Origin of the sequence: Micromonospora sp. CPCC 206060 (assembly GCF_036906895.1) — a bacterium.
In the GTDB taxonomy this organism is placed as follows: Bacteria; Actinomycetota; Actinomycetes; order Mycobacteriales; family Micromonosporaceae; genus Micromonospora.
Map to the genome: position 1 here is coordinate 1 of NZ_JBAKHU010000050.1, position 23,061 is coordinate 23,061.

Sequence of the window (23,061 nt, forward strand, 5' to 3'; positions counted from 1 at the left end):
AAGGACCAACTCGCCCTAGCCGCATGACCCGGACAACAACCTCACTCAAAAAGAAACGCACCCCCTGCTGATCGACCTCACCCCTGCACCGCTGACAGGCACTCGTAACATGGACTCAGGAGACAAAGCGTACCTGGCGTAGCATTCAGTGTGATACGACTACAAAGGGTGTACGTTCATGCGTCCGTCCGTCCGGCCGTGATGTGTGGCGGCGACCGATAGAAATCGTCGTACCCCCGTGGCACAGTGGGATCAGGCGCGCGGGTGAGGAGGAAGTCTCGTGCAAGTCCTCAACCAGCATGGACAGCCGACACCACCTAACGGCTGCCGATGGTGTGGCATAGCTGAACGCGATCACGTCCAGCTATGGACCGAAGGCCGCGGATGGCACGGCTGGGAGGCACCGACGCCCGCGCAACGGCGGGTGCGGATGCTAGCCCGCCGCGCCGAACAGACGGGTCATTCGTCGAGTGCGGCGAGCGCAGTGATCTTGGCGAAGATCTCCTGAATCTTCGGAGGGACCTCGGATGCGTCTTGGAGGCTGCGCACGAGGCCTGCCATGGTGGCTGGTTTCCCGCTGGGCCCGGTATCGCTGTTGACCCGGAAAGCATCCTCTAGCGCCGCGCTGAACTTTGGGCCGCTACGCAGTTCGGCGATGTCGGCTGCCCTCCAGGGGCGGCCGTCGGTACGCCTCCAGAGTGTGTTGCCGGCGTGCGCCCATTGTTCGTCGGAGAACTCGTGCTCGAACTCGTTGCCAGGGTCGCCGAGCAGGTGCACGTGCTCGCGCTTTACCAGCCCGGCGTTCGCCAGCCTTGTTTCGCTGTAGAACTTCTTGCCGTACACGTCGCCGTCGACGACGAAGGCGACACGCCTGCCGTGCTTGACGAGATGCCCGGCGAAGATGATGGCGCCCTCATCCTTATTGCACGGCACCAGAACGATGCCTGCGGACTGCAGGGTCCGCCCGGTGACCAGGCGGAAGAGCATCGGGAAAGCTACCATTTCGGTGTCTCCCTCGACGCCGAGGAAGAACCGTTCGTGAAGCAGGATCGTGTTACGTAGGCCGAGAGCTGCGGCGATCTGCATCAGGTGCCGGCTTTGCAAGTCGTGGGCATCTGAGGTGAGGATGCTGTCGATCTCGGTTCGGTTGTTTGCCTGCAGCCGCAGGTGGACGATGTCGCCGGGCTCGGCGCCGTCGATGAGGTTCATCGAGTGAGTAGCGACGACCACCCCGATGTGCTCGTTAGCGCTCTGCTCGCGGATGACCTTCATGATGCGACGTTGTTGCAGGTAGTCCAGATGGGTGTCCGGTTCGTCGTAGATGACGATGCAGTCGTGCGGCCAGCTTTCACCGGCCGCTTCGGCGTCAGGCCCCGGCGTGTTCAGCGTGTCGCGCAGTGCGTCGCTGGCCCATTCCCAGACGGCGAGGCTGACCCGTCGGGCCCGTCCGGCGCCGGAGCGACCGACGCCGACGCCCTCACCGTCGGCGGTTGCCAGATTCAGATGTGTGGCCTTCAGGACCTTGGTGAAGCTGATCTCGGGCTTCACCTCGACCGAGGTCAACTCGTCGCATCGTGCCTTGATGTGGTCGACCAGGCCCTGCGCGTCCTCACGAACTCGCGCGCTCAGTTCCTGCTGCAGGACGGTGACCTGCTCACTGAGCTTAGGATCTTCCAAGTGCTGCTGAAATCGGGCGTTGAGCGCTGACCGGACAGCGGACTCGGCTGACTCGTGATCGCCGAAACGCAGCACCCGAGGCAGGGCATCGCGTACCTGTGCCGGCAGGGAAACCCAGTCTCTGACTGTCGGCTCTCCCTTGGCGAAGTCCTCCAGCACTTGCACGATGTCTTCCTTACGGGTCTTGCCCTGCAAGTCGACCAAGTTCTCCTTGGCAAGACGCCGAAGCTCATCCAGCTTCTTACCTGCCAACCCGCGCAAGGACTCGTCCTCGGCAACGTCAAGCTCAACCGATGCCTCGACCTTGCCGGAGGGGAACCGCGCGCGACGCACTCGCACACGGGAAGGCAGGGCAAGGGTGTTCTGCTCGTGGACGGAGAGCTGGAACTCACCCGTGACGATCGTTTCCTCGACCCGTCGCCGCGCCGGCGAGTCTGAGGGACCGGGCTGCGTGTCGAGGTACGTGCGGTCCTCATCCGAAAGTGTGTACGCGCCCAGCAGGAACGACAGGGCGTCGAGGAATGCTGTCTTCCCGCTGTCGTTGTGGCCAACCAAGATCATCGGCTGGCTGATCTCAAGAGGGCCGATGTCGGCGAGGCTCCGGAAGCCCTGCACTCGGATCGTTGCAAGACGCACGTATTGACTCCAGCTTTCTACAAGTTCCGCCAGGGAGCGAGCACTACGCCAACCGTTGTCGTAACGCTCGGCGGCTATCGCCACTGGGCCCCACAACATACCCCGGCAGCGATGAGCTGCCCGTCAACGACTCGCGGGCCACCAGCATGACCTCCTACAGCGGAGGCGACTATCCACCAAGCCTGGCCGTCAGTTGCTCATCGGGGTCGGCTATGGGACGCCGCCACGAGCCGCGCCCAGCCGAAAACCAGGATTGACTCAGGCTGACTACGGTCCTTGCTGCAGGCAGTGCTGTTACCGACCGCGACTACCGCAGTGGCCTGAGCTGCCGCGTGCGCCCACGACCGCAGGCCCAGGGCCGGCGACGCAGCGCCGAGGAACAAGGCGGTCGTCACGAAGCCGGTGGTAACTCCGGCGCGGCCGACGAGATCGAACTACCCCGCCTGGTTCCGGCGAGTCCGTCGCGGCGGAGGCTCGGGGCGAACGGAGGCGACCGTGCCTGTCACCGGAGTTCCGACCTGGAGTTGGTGGGTGAGGCGCCCGGTCGGTGCTGGCATGGCTTCGCCGCCTGTTGATGACAGGGAGACGAACACGCGGCCTGCGAGGAGGACTCCCAGAAGCGGTCCGGTTTCGAGCTGAATCTCAGCCAGCACCACGGATTCCTCGGTGACCGGATCCCCCCAGTGCCGCAGCACGGTCAGCCCGTGGGCGATCGCGCTGACGGGTACGTCGGCCTTGCGCTTGGCGTTGCGTACGGCCATGAGTTCTGCCCGTATGCGGTCGGCTGGTTCGCCTTCGGGTATGCCGGCGTTGAGGCATACGGCGAGGTACATCGACTTGAGAAGTGCGAGACGCCATCGGTTCTCGTTCGGTGGTGAGACCTCCAGGGTGACGTTCCCGGCGGCCAGGATCTCGCGGATGGCGGGATCGATGCGTCCTTCGGGAAGGAGAACGAACTGCCTGTTCGGTGTCCATCGCACGAGTAGCCGGCCTGTCTGCCGCTTGCCTCGGACCGTGTCCGCCTCGAACGACGGCATCGTCAAAGCGCCGTCGTGCCAGTCGATGAGGTCGGCTTCGACGAGGCTGCCGAATCCGTGGTTGCACCGGTCGCACGTGCGGGTCATCTTCGTGCCGCCGAGCCGTTGCGGCGGTACGTGCTCCTCCGTCGTGGCGGCGTCACCGCAGATCGGGCAGCGGTCGAAAGAGCGGGGGCGCAGCACCTCGAGCAGCCTGAGCGGCGCCGTATCCGTCGGCCCTGGCGGCTCATCGCCGAAATCGAGAGGGACGTCCCCGGCCCGGTCCACGGACATCGCCTCTGGTGGCCGCTTACGCACGAGGGCACCCCTTCCTTGACCGGGCAGCGCGGGCGGGCATCAGACAGCCGAGGTGAGCGCCGCGGCCCGCGCCGGGCAGGGGCCGGAGAGGGCCGCGGCGAACGCATCACGGGGAGGCAGGCTTGTCGACTGCCTGCTCGCGGTGTCGCCCAAAGCCGCACAATCGTGCCGAGGGAAACTCGCCCTGGGCAGGCGATCAAAAGGCTCGGGGACGTCGCACGAGCCCTGTCCCCGTTCGAGAACCAGGATCAGCGTTTGCATGCGCGGTGACGTGGCGCCAGGCGGCGCTGTCGCAACGCGATCATCGCGATGGCCTGCGCTGCCCGCTCCTCCTGCTACCTGCTTTGCTTATCGTCCCGAGCCGTCTTCCTCCTCGTCGGGCAACTGCGCTGTGCGGCGATATTGTGGATGGTCCTCGTCCATTTGAATGGCCGCGTGCAGTGCGACTGGGTAGCGGGCACGGCCGGACCAATACAGGGTCTGGTGACAGAGCTGAGCGGTGGCGACCGCGAGTGCCTCATGGCTGACACGGTCATTAAGGGCGATCGGGTAGATTTCGGTAGCGGTCATTGAGTACCACGGTTCGGGTATCTCGCTCTTGCGGCGTTCTTCGCGTTTGTCGGAGATGACGGACCGCTGGGCGTCCCATCTGGTGTACTTAGCGCCGAGTCGACCTGAGTTGCCGCCGTCGTAAGCGCGGGGCACGTTGGACAGGATCCATACCGGGGTGTCAAAGTCCGTCTCGATCTCGTACAGAGCGGTGGTCGTTCCGCCTTCTCTTACGGCGTTCCGTGTGCTGAGCACGTGGGTGTAGGCGATCGGCTGGGGCACTCTGTCGTCGGCGATGTTGATGCGGATGATGGCGTCGGGGCGTTCATCATCTTGAAGGCTGTAGCCCGGTAGCCAATGCTTGCTCTTCCCTGTCTCGGGCCGACTGCCTTGCTTGCTGTTCTGCAACCCATCCCAGATGCGGCGGGCGCTGTCCTCGTCAACGGTGACGACGTACGGCCGGCCGTCGAGCTCCTCGGCGAGGTCCTGCATGGCCTGTTCGATGATGTCGCCGACGTCGTCCCAGCGCTGACGGTACGACTTCTTGCCGCCGGCCTCCTGCGGGTATTCGGTTCCGTGGAACTGGTTCTGGGCTGTGCGATAGTGCTGCCACGAGGCGACGGTCGAGCTCCAGCCGAGCAATTGCCACACGTCGCCTGGCGTCGTCGACGGGATCAACGCGGTTGCGGTCACGACCGTTCTGGGAGAGCTCTTCTCACCCTTGCGTCTGTTTTGCTGGCGAATGTGGAAGCCGACGTGCGCGAGACGGTCGGCCCCGTACGCCGCGTGTCGCTTTTCAGGACGCAGGGCGTTGGCGATGCGGTCATCGATGATGCCGAGGGAGCGGTAGAGGTCGAGCAGCGCCATTTCAGCTGGGTGGTCGGGGTCCTTTGGCTCGATGATGCCGTTGGCGTTCCTGCCGAGCAGGTACTGACTGGCGATGTCCTTGCTCGCGAGAATCGTCTTGCTCTGTGGCTTCGCGTCCGCGTCTTCCAGTTCGGCGGGTTTGAGGCCTGGGAGGTCGTCGGTGGTGGGGATGTGGGTTTCGCACCAAGCACCGATCAGGACGCCGCCGCTGGAGTCGAGTGCTGCAGCGGCGGGGTTCAATGCCTTTGTCCGGCCGTTCGGGCTACCGTGCGCCAGGAAGTCCGCCGCGAGGTGGAAGACGGCGGTGATCGTTCCGCCGAAGAGATCGATCTCCTGGCCCTCGTGCGGGTCGAGGCCCTCGGTCGCGAGGCCGTAGGTCTTGGCGAGGGTAGCGATCATCCGCAGCCGGGTTTCATCGCGGTACCAGAGGCAGACCAGGCGCAGCTTCGTGAAGCCGGCCGCTTTGACCGCGGCGGCGATGGAGGCGGGCTCGGGAAACGCGCTGCCCTTGCCCCGTAGGGCCTTCTTCGACCCGGTGGCTTCGCGTTCGGCTTTACGGCGGTCCATCTCCGCCTTGGGCACGTTCCTCTCGGGGTCGGTCGGTCGGTGCGGCAGAGCCATGGCGGTGGCGCGTGCTACGAGAGGTTCTGCCCGGCCCTCAAACCGGTCCAGGATGTGTTGGTTGAGGACTCGCAGGTGGTGCATGCCGGTGCCAACGCCGATGGGGAATGGGCGGCTCTTGGGCAGCACGGGCCAGATCTGGGCGGGGCGATCACGGGAGAAGTTCAGGGTGGGCTTGCGATCGCTGCCTGCCTCGGCGATGGCTGCGGCGCGCATCCGCTGTTCGGCCTGCGAGCGGGTCGCGATGGCCTGCAGGACGGAGTAGTCCATCTCGAGGCGTCCGAGCGCCTCGAGTGCGTAGCGGCTGATCGTGCGGGCACCGCCACCACCGTGCAGGCCCACTTCGAGGATCGGGTGGTTGTCGCCGGGCTGGACCGCCAGCACGGTCCTGCTGTAGATCAGGGAGTCCGAGATGCGGGTCACCCGTGAGGTCACCATGAGTACGGGGGTGGCGATGTTCGGCACCGTCTGCAGGGTGAGGGCCGTACGTGACAGGGCGTACCGGCCGCCCTGGTCGTTCTCCCAGGGGTCGTCAAGGGCGATCAACCCGCCGGTGACATCTGGCCGCAACGGGATGACAAGGCCGTCGCGAACCGTCCAGGGGCCGGCCAGCTTTCGCGCCAAGCCCCAGGCGATCGTGCGAAACACCCAGTTCGGGGACACCGGCTGAGTACCGGCCTGCGGCCGGACGTGCTCGGCGAGGCAGACCTCGCTCTCCGGCGTGTCGGCTATCTTCTGCGCCACCTGCGGCGGCTGCCGCAGGTCGATTTCGTGGATCGCCGTACCCTGGGCTAACCCGTACGTGAGGGTGAACACCCGGCTCAGAAGCTTGTCGTCGATTCGCTCCTTTGATGCGAGGAACGGCTGGGGACCGCCGGGCTCGAAGTGGACGTATCCGCCGGTGAGCACGCTGAGCACGGTGGTGGCGATCGAGTACGGGGCCCGGGCGGAGTCGTTGCCGTACCGCTTCTGGCAGGTGCGGTCCAAGTTCTCCCACAGGGTGCGTGTCTCGGCGTCCAGGTTCCTCAGGTACACGACGTCGTCGCCGACGAGGTCGGGGGTGCAGCGGTACGCGAGCGTGTCGAGATAGCGTCCGGGCTCGCGGTGGTGTCGGGTCACTCGTCCTCTTCTCGGAAGGCGTCCAGCGAGGTGGGCTCGTCGGGGTCGATTCCGGCGTATGACAGAAACGCTTTCAGCGCTTCGCCGTACAGGTCGTTCATCTGTTTGCGCACGTCAGGCGGCCATTTGGCGTGTATACGGCGCAGGATGGTGTCGAGGTCAGCGCTCCAGGTGTCCTCGTGGAACGCGAAATCGACCATGTGCAGGACGGCCTCGGTGCCGCCACGGCGGGCCCGACCGGCGAGCTGGATGAGGTCGACGATCATGCCGGCGACCACTTCCTCCTGCAGGGACTTCTGCATGGAGGTGAACTGGCTCGCCGAGCGCAGCAACAGCCTCAGCCGCTCCCACGCGGCGTCTCGGGCGTCGGCGAGCGCGGCGACGGGATCACTGCTTCCACCGGCGGGGAGGGCGCGCATGCCGGCTGCGTTAATGCTTCCGTACATTTCAGACGGCTCGTTCAGCAGAGCCAGGGGCCGCACGCACAGGTAGACCGAGCGCACCGCGGAGCGGATGCCCTTGACGATATTGAGGCCACGCGCGATCAGCGACAGCGGCACGACCAGGATGTTGCCCCGGTCCGGGAAAGTCTCGAATTCTTCCTGGGTGAGCCGGACGGCGAAGTTCTCGCGGGGCAGGTCCGGATTGAGGCTGTGCCGGTCCTCGGCCCGCACGGCCACGCACAGCCCGGACCGGTAGTTCCCGGACTGGGCGATGCCGCGGGCGAGCCAGGCGCACTGCTCGTAGGAGTTCGCGACGACGAGCACGTGGGCGCGGTCGGGGTCCTCGCGAGCGGCCCGTTCCAGCTCCCGGCGAATGTGCCGGTCATACAGCTGGTCGCCGAGCTCGATCAGGGCGTCTCGCTTTCGGCTGGCGTGCAGCCCCGAGACCTTAATTGGCTCGCCGAGCAGCGGGTGCCCTTTGCCATAGTCGATACGCCGCTTCCGGGCGCGGATGGAGCGAGCTTGCGCGTCGGTCATCCACCAGCGGACCGGGGCGTGGACGTGTTCGCGGACGGCCTGCGGGAAGAACGCCGTCGCTGACAGCCCCATGACCGGCCGTTGCGTCCCGGCCAGGCTCAGCGAGACGATCCCGCCGAGTTCGGCGGTGAACAGATGCGGGTCACCGCCGATCGTCTGGGCGACCAGCTCGGCGCTCTTCTGCCTGTCATCGAGACCGGTGACCCGGTAACCGGTCAGGGAGCGGCCCAGCATGCCGATCGGCATCACGGACGTGATCGCCGAGTGCTGTAGCTGTTCGATGATCTTCTGGGCGGAGCGCAACCCGGACGACCGGAAGCGTTGCGCGTTCTTGCGGACCTCGGCCAGGGCCTCGTCGAGTTCGATCATCACCGCGCGGGTCGCCAGCAGGTTAATGATCTGAGCTCGGCGGTGCCCGTCCTTGATGACGTCGCCCAACAACTCGTGCAGTTCGAGCTTGATCGCGTCGAGCAGGCTTTCGCCTCGTGGTCCTACCAGCGCGCTCAGGCCCCGTTGGACGTCCGCCCACACCGGTTCGAGCGCGCCGCTCGCGCGTCCGTGCCGATCGGCGTGCTGGTAGCGCTCAGGCATCAGCGCGTTGATCCGCTCGACGATTTCGGTGGGTATGCCCGCGTCGCCGATATCGAGATCGGGCCACAGCAGTCGGGCCAGCGTACGGTCGCGGCCACGGGCCATGTGCCAGCGGCTGCTGGTCTGGTCGGGAATGCGTTCCTCGGCGCGCTGGTCCTCGGCAGCGTGCAGTTTGAGCGCATTACGGCAGATGCTCAGGAGCAAGAACTCGGCCATGAGCCGCACGTGGCTGACCGACGGCAACAACATGTTCTCGTCGTCGATGGGCAGCCGTTTCGCGTCGGTGTCGATCTCCTGAGGGGCCGAGGTCCAATGACGGCGCGAGTGCAGTTTCACGTCGCTGGCGCAGCGCTCGATGGCCCTCGACTGGAACTGATCCACCTCGTCGATGAGCACGGCATGGCTGGTACGCAGCGCGAACTCGGCAGCAGTCAAGGTCCCCACGGGGCGGCCATCGAGATTGACGCCGATCCGCAGGGTGCCCTGCAGGAAGTAGAAATGGTTCATGACGACGACGTTCGCGTCGCACGCCTCGTAGACCGGGGTGAACTTGCTGCAGGTCGGGATCCACGGGCAGGCCGAGACCCCCACGCCCTGACGGCCGAGCGAGAGGCAGGGCTCACGTCCGGGCGGGTAGTCGCCGGTGGACTCGGTGAACTCGCGCTGCGCGCATCCGTAGGCGAGCGGGTCGATGTCGCGTTCTCCGCGTAGACCCCAGTCGCCGGGCGATTCGGGGTCTTCGTCGATCAGCGAAGCGTGCTTGACGGCCCGCTCGCGCATGCTGCTCGAGGACATCAGGTGCGCGCACGTAGGCGTATGGTCCAGATCCTGTTGCTCGCGGAGATAGGCCAGGTCACCCTGGATGTGCCAGGTCATGGCCAGGCAGGACTTGATGTCCGGTTGCACGAGCGTGACTCGTAGGTTGCGCAGGGCGAACCAGCTTGCCATTACCCGGACCAGCACGCTCTTGCCGGTGCCGGTGGGAGCGTGGAAGATCTCCAGGCCGACGGCCGACAGTGTCAAGACCTCACGGGGTGAGACGACATCGGTGGTCTGCAGCACGTCGACCAGGCCGGTGAGCGTGGTGTGCAGGAACCGCTTGTCCGGCGGGAAGCGTTCGTCAATATGGGCGGCCAGCGTCAGGAGTTCGTGTGTGGGAATCTGCAGCTCAGGCGTGTAGGGGATGCTCGACACGTGCGGCAGTTGGTCGAGGGCGAACGGTTCAGTGAAGTGCGGATAGCGCGGGATCCGCACCCGCCCGTGGATCTGACCGCCGTCTTTGACGTAGATCGTGGGCGTGCTCCACGTTCCGGGCCCCGCGAAGTCCGGCGGCTTCGGGCGGACGCTTGGGCGCCGGAACCGGGCGGTCTGGCGATCGACGTAGTCCAGCAGGTTCCCACCAACGCGAGGAACCGCGGCGTCAGCCCTGAACGGGTTGTTTCCGGCAAGTTCGAAGGCCGCGATGGGTTCCTGTTCCTCGTCCGGGCCTAGGTCGGAAGGGGTGAGAGCGGTGCGGGCGGCGACCGAGAAGGCGCGATGTTCCGCCAGGTCGGCCGGGGCGATCGATCCGACAAAAGCGATCCGCTGCTTCTCGTCGTGGGTGAGGCTGCTCCAGCGGTCCCACACCGTGTACTTCCCGGACAGCAGGAACGCGGCGTCGGCGAACCCGGCGACGTCACGTGCGTCACCAGGGATACGACGCGGGAAATAGTGAGCTGCCAGTGCCAGGGCAGCGTGCACCACGCTGGTCTGCACGGTCGGTTCGCTCATGCCCACCTCACCCCCGCTTGCTTGCAGACCAGCTCGCCGAAGGCCGAGGCGGTGGCCACCTTCATGTCGTACTTTTGGCACACCTCGGACAGCAGCGGGACTTGTCCGGCCCGGTAGTCCGGGACCACGAGCCATCCGGCGCCGCCGCGGTCACCCTCCTGCGCGTGGATGAGGCTCGCGAGCGTCGTCGCCGACGTGTAGTCCTTGACGTCGACCTTGAAGGACGTCTTGGTGCCGGGAATGGTCACCTTCAGGTCGTAGGCGTCCAGGGCCGGCCAGAGGTCCACCTTCAGCCCGCGTTCGACCAGCCGGTCCCGCAGCGCCAGCTCCGGAACCCCGGGCACCGTGGTGTATCGCCAGATCCCCCGGGCCAGCGCCTTGTGGTTCTCCGCCGGCTTCGGCTGGGGAATAGCGTCGATGTCGGGAAACAGCACGGCTTCGCGGGCGGCGGGACGGTCCGGGCGTGGTTCGGGAAGAAGTTCGGCAGCAGAACCGTCATCGCTCGGACGGAACAGGTAGGAGGCCCCCATATCGGCGTGCGGGGTGTGCCAGCATCGGGCGGAGCCCACCAGCGCACCGGCGCTCTTACCCAACGCCAGCCGCATCGGCCACCGACAGATAGGACACTCGTACCACCAGCCCTGGTGGATCGAGGCGTACGGGATGTCGGTGTAGAACTCGACCACGGTCGGCGGCAGACGCAACTCCGCCAGCTCATCTGTCGGCCCGGACGGATATTGGATCAGATCCGTACGCCCGTTCTCGTAGACCGATTGAACGCCCGGCTTGCTCAGAGCCAGATACACCGTCTCCTGCTCCACCTCCTCCCGCAGTTCCCGCACACCTGCGAGCACGTCCGAGCTGCGATCGAGCTTGCGCAGAGTGTGCAGCAGCATCCTCTGCTCGAAGTCCAGATCGAAGGCGTCCTCCGTGACCTGTCCGTCCCGATCCATGACGAGCAACCCCTTGAGATCGACCGGCTCCACTCCCTCGGGAAGCAGCTGCGCAAGGTCACCCGAAAGAGCCTGACGGAACCACCCGAACGGCAGCGGACTTCCCGGGCCGCGGGCAGCCAGCACAATCCCGTGGCAGTCCAGCAAGGTCTCCAGCCGCCGCTCCGGCTTCCATCCGGCAGCAGTGAGAGCCTTCGCGGCATGCAGGGCCGCCTTGGTCACGAGGTAGCGAACATGAAGATCGCTTAGTGCGCGCGCGTCGTCATCGACAGCATGAGTCACGAGGGCGGATGTTAGACACACCCTCTGACAAGAGCGAGCCCCGAAAGGGGCCGAGGTCGGTGTCAGAAATCAGACGATGAGGCGTTCGAGTCCGGGACAGTCCACGCGCGGATACCGCTGACGATAGGTGTCCGCGAACTCGACGACGTGACGCCGGCCAAGATCGGTCAACTGCCACCGGAACTCCATCACGTGCGTTCCTCCCGGCGCCAGCACGGGCACTGCCTCGATCAAACCTCTGCTCGGCGGACCACCGGCCGCATTGCGATAACCGACGCCAAGAAAGAACAAAGATCTACCCGCGAGCCGATCCTCCGGCAGGCCCTCGGGCTCGGCCGACGCGACCCGGACCAATACACCCCATAACCACTCCGACAACAGGTGTGGCTCGTGATCCACCTCGACTGCCTCATCCAGGCCCGCTCGGGCCGCAGCCCGCCCACGTCGGGTGATCTTGACGGCAACCCGAACGATCTCACCGGCATCCGGATGATCGATGACATCCTCGGTCACGATCACCAGGCCTCGGCGGGCAAGGGCGTGCAGGGTCGGACCGGCGCCCGGGTCATGAACCCCGCGTCGGCGCAGCCGCTCCTGGAGACGCGTATGACCCGGCTCTGACGACGCCGCTTTCAGGGCCAGCGGCAGCTGCCGCCACTCGGCGGCCGGCGGCACCGGTAACCGCTGCAACCGGCGCATCCACATCTCGGTCTCGGTCATCCGATCGTCGCGCATGATCTCGCCCAGATACACGCGCTGCCGCTCATTGAGCGATGCCCACGCCTCAACAGCGGCCCGAGACGGACCCCTGCGTTCTCCGCTTTCCAACGCCGGGACAGGATCCTCCGGCCTGGTACGCATCCACGCGTCCAGAACCACGCGGGTCGGCACCCGATAGATCTTGGCCAGCGCCGGCAAGAGACGACCGGTCATTACTGGCTCCGCCCAATCCCGGCCGGCCATCGACTCACCGCACTCGAGCGCCGACAGCGCCCCTGCCGACACGCGCAGATCCTGACCGGCGTGAGACGCCTCCAACAACTTCGATGTACGGGCCAGCGTCAGCCCGATCAAGAAGCGCAAGTCGGCAAGCGTCTCCTGGCCTGGCACGATGTCGATCAGCTCGTCAGGGCGGCAACTCACTGCCTTCGCCAGGCGTTCCACCTCAGCCGGAGTCGCCGCGAGCAGACCTTCCTCATAGAGGAACACCTTGCGGGCGGACAGCCTTGCGCGTACGGCCGCATCGCGCCGTGCCAAACCACACGTCAGCCGCCGTGCGGCCAGCGCTCCCGGGATCAGCCGACGTGCCGCAGGCACGTACATACCAGCGCCGGCAACAACCGTCGTCACGCCACCCACGTCGGTCCGACATCCGCAGACATAGCCTTCATAGCCATCGCAACCGTCCCCACCAGCGACGATAACCCGTCACGAGCCGATCTGCAGGTGACCCTAGGGATCACCTCGACTCACGGCTCATCAAGTATCGAACATATGTATGATCGTTGCACGGATGTGTTGACTAGTCGAGCAGCGCCGTGGCTGGAGGCGTCCCTCACCGTCAATGCCGGATCCAGGCGCGTACCGGCCCTACGGCAGCCACGTAAACGGCATGCTGCAGGTCCTGCGACCGGCACCAGGTACGGCTGTCCGTCGGCGGCCGAGGTCAGTGCTGGGGCAACGCCATCGCGGAATCGTTCTTCGCCACCATCAAGACCGAGCTACTCGACCGCCGGGCCTGGCCCACCCGCGCCACCGCCCACGCGGCGGTCTTCCGACTGGATCGAGGGCTGGTACAACACCCGCCGTAGGCACTCCACCCTCGGCTACCTCAGCCCCGCCGCCTACGAAGCCGCTGGGCGTATCGCACCACCAGCCCGACAAGTAGCGTGACAACGAGCTAACGACCCTGTCCGTCAAACCGGGTCAACCCCACCCGTGCTGGTCAGGCAGTAGTGGCCGCCCTACCCGTCGGCAGCCCAAACACCCAGTGAAGGCTGGACGAAGCGGTTCCCTGCCACTGTGGCAGGGTCGTCACTGTCTGCGTCGGCGCTCCCTGCTGATCCGCAAGACGAGGGCGGTGCCGTCGCGACCGAGGGAGAGCACGGCGTCATCGGGACGAGTTTTCTGCGACCATTTCTGGTGGGTGCGGGGTGCAGCCCGAAGGTAGGTGCCGATTTCGCCGTCGGCCAGGTGTCGGTAGAGCCGCCGTTCCACCCCTCGGAAGACTTCGAGGACGTTCCCGTCCGGCAGTGGCGTTCGGTAATGGGTGCCGACGAGGTTGAGGCCGTTGGACAGGCGTATCGAGGTGGCGGTGTTCGATGCCCAGGGCGGGTCCAGCTCTGGCAGGGCGAGCTGGCCGGTGGAGTCTTCCTCGCCGCGCTGGCGTGGGGTGGCGTAGCCGCGGGCGGCGGCGCTGTTGCCGGCGAAGAGCAGTGTGGTGGCGGCGACGGCGCGGGTCAGGATCTGGGTGAACCAGCCGCGTCGTTCCTCGGGTATCTCGAAGATGTCGGGTGCGCCGGGGGCCAGGTCGTCGGGGTCGTTGGTGCTGCCCGGGGTCCGGCGGCCGGCGGACGTGGTCGTTGACGACTCGTCGGCGGTGGGCGTCCCGGGCCGTGGCCGCCAAAGCTGGTCTTCGGGGTCGCCACGCAGCAACTCGTCCATGTCGCGGTTTTGCCCCGACCACAGCTCGTCGTCACCGGGCGGGTCGAGGACATACGAGGTGATGCCCCTCCGCGCCAGGCAGGAGGCGACCATGAGCGACGGCGGAGTGCGCCCGCCGACTGTGAGTGCCTCTACCTGCACGGACGCCCGGGCGAGTTGTTCGACGGCGTAGGCCCTCGCCTTGTGAGTGCCCTTGCATTCCAAGACGACGATCTTGAAAGCGGTACGGCGGCCGGTGGTGCGATGCCCCACCAGGAAGTAGTCCGGCCGTTTTTTGGTGTGGTGCGCGCTTTCTACATCACCGATGCCGGCGACGAAGCCCGCCTTCAACGCCATCTCTGCGTCGACGGCATTGAATACCCAGCCGGGATGCAGCTTGCGCAGCACGGCCTTGGCCACCACCAGGGCCAAGCCGACCCCGATCTGCTCGGACTGGGTCACCTTGTGGTGATAGACCACGTCCTCGGCGGGTCGAGCGAGCGCGAGATGCCCGCGGATGTGGGTCAGCGTGGCGCAGTATCGGACGTGCGCCCAGTGCCTGGCCACGTGGGCCAGTGGCGAGGCGCCGAGGAAAGTCGTTGCCACGCCGAGTTCGTGCAGCACCTCGGCCGGACTGGTCAGCAACGGCTCGGGGACTGATACAGGAGTTGGTGGTTTGCCGTAGCGGTAGGCGTCGTTCCGCTCAATTTGCTTCTTGGCGAACTTGAGCACGTCGTTGACGAGCCCGTCCGACGACTCGATCACTAGCCTTGATTCACGGCCGAGAGCTGCTACGAGCGAAGCGAGATCCACGCTACCTCCACCGTCGGCAGCCTGCGCATGGCCGCTACTCAGCGTGATTGATGAGTGTCAAGGTGTCAATGGTTCGCGCTTAGTAACTCGGCGAGCGCTCCACGTCAATGAAGCCTCGCGGCCAGCCGCAGCGGCGGCGCCCCTGGTGTCGGCTAGAAGCGGGGAGCTCGTACTACCTGACGGGCTGGGTTGTCCTCGACGTGCGGGTCTGTGTCGAGGTGTAAGGCACCCGCCGGCGCGTAGCCCCGCTTGATCTGGCCGACCTGGCAGTGAAGCCAGGTCGGCCAGGAAAGCGGGGGTAATCGAAACCTGACCCCTCAAGATTTGTGAGCTATGCCACAGGTGGCATCAGTATTGTCGTCTTCGTCTGTTAAGTGGCTGCCGGTTGCTTGGGGGACCGTAGGGGGACCGGACGTCCCGGAACAGTCCGTCACGGGCTGGTGCTGCGCGACACGGCATCGGCTTCATTGCCTGCTCAGGCGGCATTGGCTAACATCAACCATCATCTTCTGACATTGACGGGCGTGGGCTCTTAATCCGCGGGTTCGGGGTTCGAGTCCCTGGCGGCGCACAGGTGATAGTGGCTCTGACCTGGTGTTACACACCGGGTCGGGGCCACTTCTTTTATCCCCGGTCGTCGATGGTGCTCCGTGGGTGCTCGGGAGCCGTTGGACACTTCCGTCGTTGTCGTGGACACGGGGCGGTCGTCGTGGACGCTCGGGTCAGGTCCCCGGCTGGGTTTCCCCATCTCAACCGATGATGGCGATCCGGTCCACGGCTCTCGACGCTGGCGGCGGGACGCGCGGGGCCTGGCGCGACACGGTAGCTGGCTCGGTCGCGGTCAGGCGCGGCCGGAAGCGGCCGGTCGAGATCGGTGGGTGAGCTGGGCTGCTGTCTCGAACGCCACCGTCCAGGGGAAGGCTTTCTGCCGCTCGTTGCCGCTGCCGGGCGGGTGCGGTTCCCATTGATCGTCGGGGCCGAGCAGGACGTGTACCCCTTCGTCGCGGAGGCTGGCCACGGCGTGCCGGAACGGCGCCCGCGCGGCGAGGGCGGCGTTGACGAACGGGCCGATGACGGTCGGCACCTGCCGTCCGATCAGCTCGGCGACTGAGGTCATGGCGTAGTTGTCGGCCAGGCCGAGGGCGACCTTGTTGATCGAGTTGTAGGTCGCGGGGGCGATGACCAAGGCGTCGGTGGGGGGAAGCGACCGGCGGGTGCCGGGCGACGACTGGTACGTCGACCGGACAGGATGACCGGTGAGGCTCTCGAGCGGCCGCGGTTCGATGAAGTCCATCGCGCTCGGCGTGGCCGTGACCGCCGCTGTCCAGGATCGCTCCTGTGCGGCCTTGACGAGCTGGCTTACGTCGGCGGCCGGACCGGCGCCGCAGACGACGATCTGGAGATGGCCGCCGGTCACAACCGGATCCCGGCGCTTTGGGCAAAACCGACAGCGGCGGTGCGGACCGAGCCGGTGGCCAGCATGGTGAGGTCGCCGGCAATGCGCTGGACTGCCGGTCGGCAGCGGATCTCCTCGGGTGCCACCTCGTACGCGGTGCGCAGCGCGCTGAGGCCGTGCTCGTAGCGGCCCCACTGGGTGTAGGCGCGTGCCACGTCGACGAACAGGGACGCCTTGCGCTCGGCCAGCGTCACCTTCTCGAGCGGTACCGTGCGGGCGATCGCGATGGCCGTTCCGGCATCGCCGAGGGCCAGCGCGATGTTGACCCGGTGCAGGAGGACGTTGGTGGCGCCGAAGCCGGTCCACCAGTCGTTGCCGTCGTAACCGAGGCGGGTTGCCGCGCGGGTTGCCTCTTCGAGCATCGCGTGTGCGGTGTCCCGGTCGTCTCGGCGGGCGGCGGCGATGGCCCCTCGGAGGACGAGGGCGCCGTAGACGGCCACTGCATCGGTTGATGCGAGGCGAGTGTCTCGGTCGAGCGAGTCGGCCGCGTTCCCGGCGAGGGTCACCGCCTGGGCGTCGTGGCTGTTGCCCATGAGCGCATGGGTCATGATCCGGGCGCTTGCGGCGATCGCCACCGGATCCTGGCTCATGGCAGCGGCCCGGGTGCTCCGCTCGGCCGCTACCAGGGCCATCCCGCGATCGCCCACCTTCAGCAGGACGCTGCCAACGACGTGGTACAGGTCGGAGGCCAGGACCTCGACCCGTTGCCGCCGCTCGCCATCCGCGCCCGACTTCACCGGTTCGAGGGAGGGCAGCAGCGTCACGAGCCGGTCGAGTACCCGCTCGTACCGGCATGCCTGATAGTCGACCTTGGCAGCGGCGACGGCTCGGGTGAACTGCGAGAGGGAGAGGGCCGCACCGTCTGAGTGCGGTGGCGAGAAGAGCGCGTCGAGCAGCGGCGCGACGTTGGGTGCGGCGGCGACGCCGATCGCCGCCCCGCGTAGGAGATCTCTACGTCGCACGTCACCATCCGAGCCCGAGTCACCGTCTCCGTCACCGCCAGTATCCGCATGCACGCCGGCATCCGGCCGTGCGGCACCCGCAGTTGCACCGCTGGTGCCAAACGCACGCAGTGCCGCGAAGCGTTCCCGTACCTCAGGTGTGGCTCGGGCCAGCACGGTGTCCAACGCGGCCTGCATGTCCGCGCGGGGGAGCACCTTGTCGCCCTGGCTGCTCCACTTGGCCACGGTCCGCCGCGCCGAGGTGCTCGGCGAAGTCGGTCACGCTCATCCGCAACGCATTCCGGAGCGCGTTCGCGTCCCGGCCGGTCCAGGTCGTCACCGTAGCCATCGCACGTCCTTCCGGAACGGACAGTCATCGGTGCAGGTGATGGTAGCCGCACATGGGGTGACGGCAGGTGCACTGCGGGTGCACCGGCGAGGCATTCCGTCCGTGCATAGCCCAAGCCAGCCTGGATGTGCCGACGCGCCGATCCCCAGCGGTGCGCCGGTGGGCCAGCGGCAACCTCACGGCAGGGAGATCCAGATGGACGTGCCGATCGGCGACAGGTCGGAACGCGACCCGATGCACCGGCAAGTACTCGGCTTGGGCACTCCGTCGACCGCACGGGTGATTCCCCGCTCGCGTACCGCCAGCAGGGCTGCGGGGACGGGTGACCGGCGGTCTGCTCCCCGCCGCCGGCCGACTGCGGTGGGCCTGTCGGCATGGCGGCAAGCCCACCGCACCCAGGCGGCAGTTCCAACCGGGAGCCGGCCGTGACCGTGTATATCTCGCGCAACGCAACGATGGGCGGCCTGCCACGAGACCGCGTGGCAGCGGCTCCGCCGGTACGGCCGGGGTCGGCCGATCCGCCCCTGCTGACGCACGCCTGGCGGATCGTGTTCGAGCGGCAGACACGGGAGAGCGAGCGCCGATGAACGGCGACGGCGTGGCTGCCGCTGGTGCCGACGGGTCCATGGCCGCTTCTTCAGGGCACTTGCCGCTGCGTCCGCTCTGGCTGTGTCGGGAGTGCGGTCAGCCTTGGCCGTGCGGACGGGCCAAGCTCGATCTGCTGGCCAGCTACCAGGACAACCGGCTCAACCTGTCGCTCTACCTGTCCGGCCGCCTACACGAGGCCATCGACGACCTGCACCGACTCAATTCGAGTACCACCGGCGACGTCCGGAACCTGTTCGGCCGATTCCTCGGCTGGCCGGCCCGACACTGCGGCCGTCGCCCGTCCACGGAGTTGCAGACACCGGAGGAGACATGACCATCCGGGACATCGGGATCATCGCCCCTACAGGACAGCCGGCCACCGCCGGGACCTTTCACACCCTGGTCCTGCAGCCCACCACCTTCTGCAATCTGGACTGCAGCTACTGCTACCTGCCCAGCCGGCGCTCACGCCAGCTTATGTCCGTCTCTGTTGCAAGCGCCTGCGCCCGGTCGATCGAGCAGCAGGGCAGCGTTCACCCGGTGAGCGTGGTGTGGCACGGCGGTGAGCCCACCACCGGGCGCTGACCTCGTCGAGGACGGCGACCGTGGCGTCGGCGGTGAACGAGCGGGCCGCCCGGGTGGCCAGGGCTTCGCGGGTGTACTCGTCGATGATGTTGAGGAAACGGACCTGCCGGCCGTTGGCGGTGACGTCGACCTGGAAGTCCAGTGCCCACATGTGATCCGGCCGCGTCGCGCGCATCCGCTGATGGCGGCCCGGTCCGGCGCGGCGCTTCTTCCGCACTCCGGGCGGGCGTTTGAGGTCTTCGTCGAGCCAGAGCCGGTGGGTGCGTTTCCGGTTGACGACCAGGCCCTCGCGGGCGGCGATCGCATGTGCTTTACGCCATCCCCACCGCGGATACTGCGCGGAGATCTGCCGCAACCTGGCCCGCAGCACCTCATCAGCGTCACGAGGAGCCGGCGCCGGACGGCGTTGGGCCGACCGGTGCTGCCCGACCAGCCGGCACGCACGCCGCTGCGCGACCCCGAAGCGCTGCTGCAGCACCGTCACGGCGCGGCGGCGGCGCTGCGGGCTCACCAGTTTCCCCGGTCGGCGACAGCCCTCGTACGCGGAGCTGTCAGTTGTTCCCCGTGCGGGGGCATCCGCTACTGGGCGCCTCCGTTCCGGACGGCGACGAACAGGGCTGCGGCGCGGACGGCCGGTACGCCGGTGGGGCCACCGATGGTGGCCTCCGCCTCCGCGTACAGCTTGCGTCCGGCGACGGCAGTGCCGCGAGCAGTCACCCACAGCCGTGACCCGACCGGCACCGGGGCGAGGTAGTCCACCTCGAGCCGTGCGGTGGCGCAGCGGTGACCCAGTGCCCATACGACGTACCCGAGAGCCTCGTCGAGCGCTGCTGCCAGAACTCCGCCATGTGCCACGCCCGCAGCGCCGGCCCAGGATTCGGCGATGGTCATCGCCATTGTTACGGCTGTGCCGTCCCAGTTGATCACCGACAGGCCGAGGCCGCCCGCCACCTCGGGGCCGCAGCCATAGCAGTTTGGGTACGACGGTATGTGCGGCGGTGGGGTTGACGACATGGCGTGCGGGGCGGGGCGCATGGGTGTGGCTGCCGCCCCTGGTACCAGTCGTTCCGAGGCCGCCGGTACTTCACGCGCCATGGGGCCGGCCACCGGGGGAACTGATGGGCGCCGGGCCACCCTGTCGCCAACCCCGGAGGGATGTGGCGGCCGAGAGGACCAACGGGTTCTGCTGCGCTTCGTCGACTCTGGTCACGCGTCCACGATAGATATCGACATAGTCGTGAACGGATGGGGTCATGGAAATCCTCCGTCCACAGTAGGCTCCGCAGGGTGGTGGTTCCATCGGGGCCGCCGCGAAGCAGTCAGCGGGGCCAATTCGGGGGAAAACTGTGGTGGATGCTGTCAGGCCGGGCGTGTCCCTCCGTGATCCGCGAGCCGTAACCAGCCTGGACCTGGCCTTCTGCGCGGGCCTGCCGAACGGCCGGACGTGCTCGTTTTCATCGTCGTGGCGCCGGGGCCGTCACGAGCTTCGTCGTGACGGCGTGGGACGGAGGTGACGCAGATGAATGAAGATGTCATTGCGGTGGTGTCGGCACTGGTCAGCAGGAGGTCCTCCCGAACCGACGGGGCGGCGGTGCGTGCGGAGGGTGCGCTCACCGATTTGGGGTTCGATTCGCTAGGTGTGGTCGGCCTGTTGATGGACATCGAGGAGACGTTCTCGGTCCGATTCCCGGCGGATCAGATCACACCCGAGGTGTTCCATTCCGTCGACTCGATTGTCACGGCGGTAACGCGGCTGCGGGGCAGGTCGTCCTGATGACCGACGATGCACTCGCTGCGCACGGGTACCACGCAACCGCGTACGGCGTGCCAATGGCGGAGCATGCCACGATTCTCGACGCGCTTCGTTACCGGGCGCTCGACTGCCCGAACGAGCCGTATCTCACCGCTGTCGCGGCCGATGGCGGACAGGAGACGATCACCTTTGCGCAACTGGCGGCACGCAGCGCCATCGCCGCATTGTGGGTCCGTGGTCTGGGTGTCCGGCCCGCCGATGTCGTCGGTCTCGTCCCCACCAACGACGTGCTCTCTGTCGTCACCCTGTACGGCATCCTGCGCACCGGGGCCACCGCGCTGATCCTCAGCCCGACCGACCCTCCGCTGCGGATCGACGAGCAGGCGCGTGCGCAGTCGGCTGCCGTGTTGATCCGATCGCCGCATGTCCGGCCGGGCCCACCAGGCATTTCGCTGGTGTCGATGTCCGAACAGCCGGGCAGTGGCGATGCCGGGAAGTGGTCCGATCCGGACCTGAGCCCACTCTCGGATGCGGTCATGCTCGGCACCTCGGGCTCCACATCGGCATCGAAGATCGTCGTGCAGAGTCAGCACAACATTGTCACGAATGCCGAGGCGGTACGCCGTCATCATGGCCTGCGAGGTGGACAACGGCTGTTGAGCTTCCTGCCGATCTACCACGCCAACGCCTTGAACCTGGCCCTCTTCGGGACGCTGTACGCGGGGGCGCACGCCGTGCTGCCACACGGATTCGACCCGCTGCGGGCCGGGCGGGTCATCGAGCAGACCCGCCCGAGGATCATCAGTGTGGCGCCCACCATTCTTGAGGCGCTTCTACAGACCTGGCGGGATCCGGATGTTCCGGAGGAGCTCGAGCACGTCGTCTCGGCGGCGGCGCCACTGACCGCCGACACGGCACGGGCCGTCCGGGAACGATGGCGGGTGCCGGTGTTGCAGGGCTACGGACTGACCGAGACCACCAACTTCTCCACCACGGTGCCGTGTGACCTGCCGGCCGAGGTGTACCGGGAGATGGTGACCGATGCCGCTGTCCCTTCGATCGGCGTGGCGTTGTACGGCAACGAGGTGTCGGTCCGGACCGCTGCCGGCGAGCCGGTCGTGCCGGGCGCGGTGGGTGAGATCTGCATTCGCGGGCACAACGTGATGGACCGGTACGCCGGCAATCCGGCGGCGACGGCGGAGGCTTTCCGCGGCGGCTGGTTCCATACCGGTGACCTCGGTTACTCCGTCGGACGCTCCGGGCGGGAGTTCTTCTTCGTCACCGGCCGCATCAAGAACATCGCCAAGGTTCGGGGGGAGATGGTGTCCCTGGACGAGGTGGATCGGGCGCTGCGTGCGGTGCCCGGAGTGCGGGATGCGGCCTGTGTGCGCCGGCAGGACCGGTTGACCGGTGACAGCGTGGTCGCCGCGGTGTGTTTCGTCGATGCGCCGGTGGACGTTTTGGCGGCCCTGCGGGAGCGGATTCCCGCAGTTGCGGTGCCGTCGAGGATCGTGGTCCTTCCGATGCTGCCCCGGTCGCGTACCGGAAAACTGCTCCGTCCCGATCTGGCTGCGAAGCTGGACCAGTTGATCACCGGCGCGGAACCGACGGCGGTGGTCCCGGGCGGGTCCGGACCGGAACCGCCGGTGGTGGGTACGTTCTCGGCGGCTGGTGACCCGCAGCTGACTCGTCTGCGTCGGGCACTGCTTGAAGGCGGGCGGGTCCTGCCGGCCGCACCGGAGCCGGTGGCCACCCCGGCGGACCCGGCGGCGGTGGGTGCCGAACTCACCCGTCAACTGGCGGTACGGGGTATCGCCGTGGTCTCCCTCCCGGCGCCACTGGGGGTCGACGCCTTCATCGAGCTCGGACACCGGCTCGGGAGGCCGGTCCCGGAACGGGATCCCGCGGTGCAGCCGTACGTTGCGCGTGGTGTGGTGTTGAACCTGGTGATGAGTGGTGGGCCGACCGATGACGTCGCCCTCCAACCGTTCGCCGGGGGACCACTGAGCCTGCACTCCGAGGGCAGCGGACGTCCCGTGTCACGGCAGTTCCGGTTCATCGTGCTCATGTGCCGTGAGCGGAGCGGCCCGGACAGTGAGTTCCAGACCGTACTCGTGCCCATGGCGCAGGTGGCGCGGGCACTACTGCCACGCCAGCTCGACATTCTCCGGCACACCCGATACCACGGGCAGCCCGAAGCCCCGACGATCGCTCGTGACGTCGGTGGTCGGGTGGTGTTCGCGTTCCGGGACTTCGTGGACAGCGTCCTGCACTGGGAGTGCACCCTCGGGGGTGCCACCGAGGCGGAGGTCAACGACACCCTGGCCGCACTGACTCGGGCGATGTACGCGCCAGCGGTTCCGCTGGGCCTCACCTGGTCGGCGGGGACGGTCGCGGTCATCGACAACACCTGGTTCTTCCACGGCCGTTCGGCGGGTCGTTTCCTGCCCGGCGCGGGGCGTCATCTGGCCCGCCTGAGGTTACTCGAGCACTGATTTCGGCGAGCGTGAAAACAGACGGGGGCGAAGCCATGACGAGTTTGTTCGAGAGAGAA

15 protein-coding genes and 2 pseudogenes are annotated in these 23,061 nt (G+C 67.1%); 6 read left to right on the forward strand and 11 right to left on the reverse strand.

The genetic code is table 11. The features are described 5' to 3' along the window. Positions 1-459 precede the first annotated feature (459 nt). The 6 genes from V6U90_RS24655 to V6U90_RS24680 all read right to left on the reverse strand — a co-directional run bounded on the left by V6U90_RS24655 (position 460) and on the right by V6U90_RS24680 (position 12,729). The gene (locus V6U90_RS24655) at positions 460-2,313 is read right to left on the reverse strand and encodes an AAA family ATPase (RefSeq protein ID WP_334441189.1); all 1,854 of its coding nucleotides are present in this window, start codon (positions 2,311-2,313) and stop codon (positions 460-462) included. Between the two features lie 434 nt (positions 2,314-2,747). Then, positions 2,748-3,647 (reverse strand): HNH endonuclease, encoded by a 900-nt coding sequence (locus V6U90_RS24660; protein WP_334441191.1) that lies wholly within the window; start codon positions 3,645-3,647, stop codon positions 2,748-2,750. Between the two features lie 348 nt (positions 3,648-3,995). Then, positions 3,996-6,803, reverse strand: coding sequence for an RNaseH domain-containing protein (locus V6U90_RS24665; RefSeq protein ID WP_334441193.1), 2,808 nt, complete (start codon positions 6,801-6,803; stop codon positions 3,996-3,998). After that, the gene (locus tag V6U90_RS24670; protein ID WP_334441196.1) at positions 6,800-10,144 is read right to left on the reverse strand and encodes a hypothetical protein; all 3,345 of its coding nucleotides are present in this window, start codon (positions 10,142-10,144) and stop codon (positions 6,800-6,802) included. Before V6U90_RS24670 ends, V6U90_RS24665 begins: the two co-directional genes overlap by 4 nt. After that, positions 10,141-11,379 (reverse strand): restriction endonuclease-related protein, encoded by a 1,239-nt coding sequence (locus V6U90_RS24675; RefSeq protein ID WP_334441199.1) that lies wholly within the window; start codon positions 11,377-11,379, stop codon positions 10,141-10,143. Before V6U90_RS24675 ends, V6U90_RS24670 begins: the two co-directional genes overlap by 4 nt. Positions 11,380-11,448: 69 nt before the next feature. Beyond that, entirely contained in the window at positions 11,449-12,729 is a 1,281-nt protein-coding gene (locus tag V6U90_RS24680; protein WP_334441202.1) for a hypothetical protein, read from the reverse strand. 296 nt (positions 12,730-13,025) lie between these two features. On the opposite strand from V6U90_RS24680, the gene V6U90_RS34000 reads away from it, so the two are divergent. Then, positions 13,026-13,190 carry a hypothetical protein gene (locus tag V6U90_RS34000; protein ID WP_442933669.1) on the forward strand — a complete coding sequence of 55 codons (165 nt, stop codon included), beginning with the start codon at positions 13,026-13,028 and terminating at the stop codon, positions 13,188-13,190. Positions 13,191-13,413: 223 nt separating this feature from the next. Here the strand turns inward: V6U90_RS34000 and V6U90_RS24685 are convergent, their stop codons facing one another. From V6U90_RS24685 to V6U90_RS24695, 3 genes and pseudogenes are all read right to left on the reverse strand, one after another. Continuing rightward, on the reverse strand, positions 13,414-14,835 hold the full coding sequence (locus V6U90_RS24685; RefSeq protein ID WP_334441206.1) for a hypothetical protein: 1,422 nt from the start codon (positions 14,833-14,835) through the stop codon (positions 13,414-13,416). 841 nt (positions 14,836-15,676) lie between these two features. Continuing rightward, positions 15,677-16,252: a flavoprotein gene (locus V6U90_RS24690; RefSeq protein WP_334441209.1), complete on the reverse strand. Its 576-nt coding sequence runs from the start codon at positions 16,250-16,252 to the stop codon at positions 15,677-15,679. Next, positions 16,249-17,581, reverse strand: a pseudogene (locus V6U90_RS24695) (hypothetical protein). The gene V6U90_RS24690 and the pseudogene V6U90_RS24695 overlap by 4 nt, the downstream one beginning before the upstream one ends. Before the next feature lie 374 nt (positions 17,582-17,955). Here V6U90_RS24695 and amcA point away from each other — a divergent pair. The 3 genes and pseudogenes from amcA to V6U90_RS24710 all read left to right on the forward strand — a co-directional run. Continuing rightward, the gene (gene amcA, locus V6U90_RS24700) at positions 17,956-18,168 is read left to right on the forward strand and encodes a multiple cyclophane-containing RiPP AmcA (RefSeq protein ID WP_334441212.1); all 213 of its coding nucleotides are present in this window, start codon (positions 17,956-17,958) and stop codon (positions 18,166-18,168) included. A 38-nt stretch (positions 18,169-18,206) separates the two neighbouring features. Next, complete coding sequence (locus V6U90_RS24705; protein WP_334441215.1) at positions 18,207-18,503, forward strand: hypothetical protein; 297 nt, start codon at positions 18,207-18,209, stop codon at positions 18,501-18,503. Positions 18,504-18,505: 2 nt separating this feature from the next. After that, positions 18,506-18,742 (forward strand): annotated as a pseudogene (locus V6U90_RS24710) (cyclophane-forming radical SAM peptide maturase AmcB); the annotation flags it as partial. Here V6U90_RS24710 and V6U90_RS24715 read toward each other — a convergent pair. Both V6U90_RS24715 and V6U90_RS24720 read right to left on the reverse strand, forming a co-directional pair. Next, complete coding sequence (locus V6U90_RS24715; RefSeq protein ID WP_334441278.1) at positions 18,645-19,265, reverse strand: IS3 family transposase; 621 nt, start codon at positions 19,263-19,265, stop codon at positions 18,645-18,647. The pseudogene V6U90_RS24710 and the gene V6U90_RS24715 overlap by 98 nt on opposite strands. 68 nt (positions 19,266-19,333) lie before the next feature. Continuing rightward, positions 19,334-19,645: a PaaI family thioesterase gene (locus V6U90_RS24720; protein WP_334441218.1), complete on the reverse strand. Its 312-nt coding sequence runs from the start codon at positions 19,643-19,645 to the stop codon at positions 19,334-19,336. 628 nt (positions 19,646-20,273) lie between these two features. Here V6U90_RS24720 and V6U90_RS24725 point away from each other — a divergent pair. Continuing rightward, complete coding sequence (locus V6U90_RS24725; protein WP_334441220.1) at positions 20,274-20,528, forward strand: phosphopantetheine-binding protein; 255 nt, start codon at positions 20,274-20,276, stop codon at positions 20,526-20,528. Then, positions 20,528-23,002, forward strand: a complete 2,475-nt coding sequence (locus V6U90_RS24730) for an AMP-binding protein (RefSeq protein ID WP_334441222.1) — start codon at positions 20,528-20,530, stop codon at positions 23,000-23,002. Before V6U90_RS24725 ends, V6U90_RS24730 begins: the two co-directional genes overlap by 1 nt. Positions 23,003-23,061: the final 59 nt, after the last annotated feature.

Bases quoted from the DNA above. Each gene is read 5' to 3' on its own strand.
- amcA (WP_334441212.1), top strand. From the start codon at position 17,956: ATGGCGGCAAGCCCACCGCACCCAGGCGGCAGTTCCAACCGGGAGCCG.
- V6U90_RS24725 (WP_334441220.1), top strand. From the start codon at position 20,274: ATGAATGAAGATGTCATTGCGGTGGTGTCGGCACTGGTCAGCAGGAGG.
- V6U90_RS24730 (WP_334441222.1), top strand. From the start codon at position 20,528: ATGACCGACGATGCACTCGCTGCGCACGGGTACCACGCAACCGCGTAC.
- V6U90_RS24705 (WP_334441215.1), top strand. From the start codon at position 18,207: ATGGCCGCTTCTTCAGGGCACTTGCCGCTGCGTCCGCTCTGGCTGTGT.
- V6U90_RS24670 (WP_334441196.1), bottom strand. From the start codon at position 10,144: ATGAGCGAACCGACCGTGCAGACCAGCGTGGTGCACGCTGCCCTGGCA.
- V6U90_RS24720 (WP_334441218.1), bottom strand. From the start codon at position 19,645: ATGACCATCGCCGAATCCTGGGCCGGCGCTGCGGGCGTGGCACATGGC.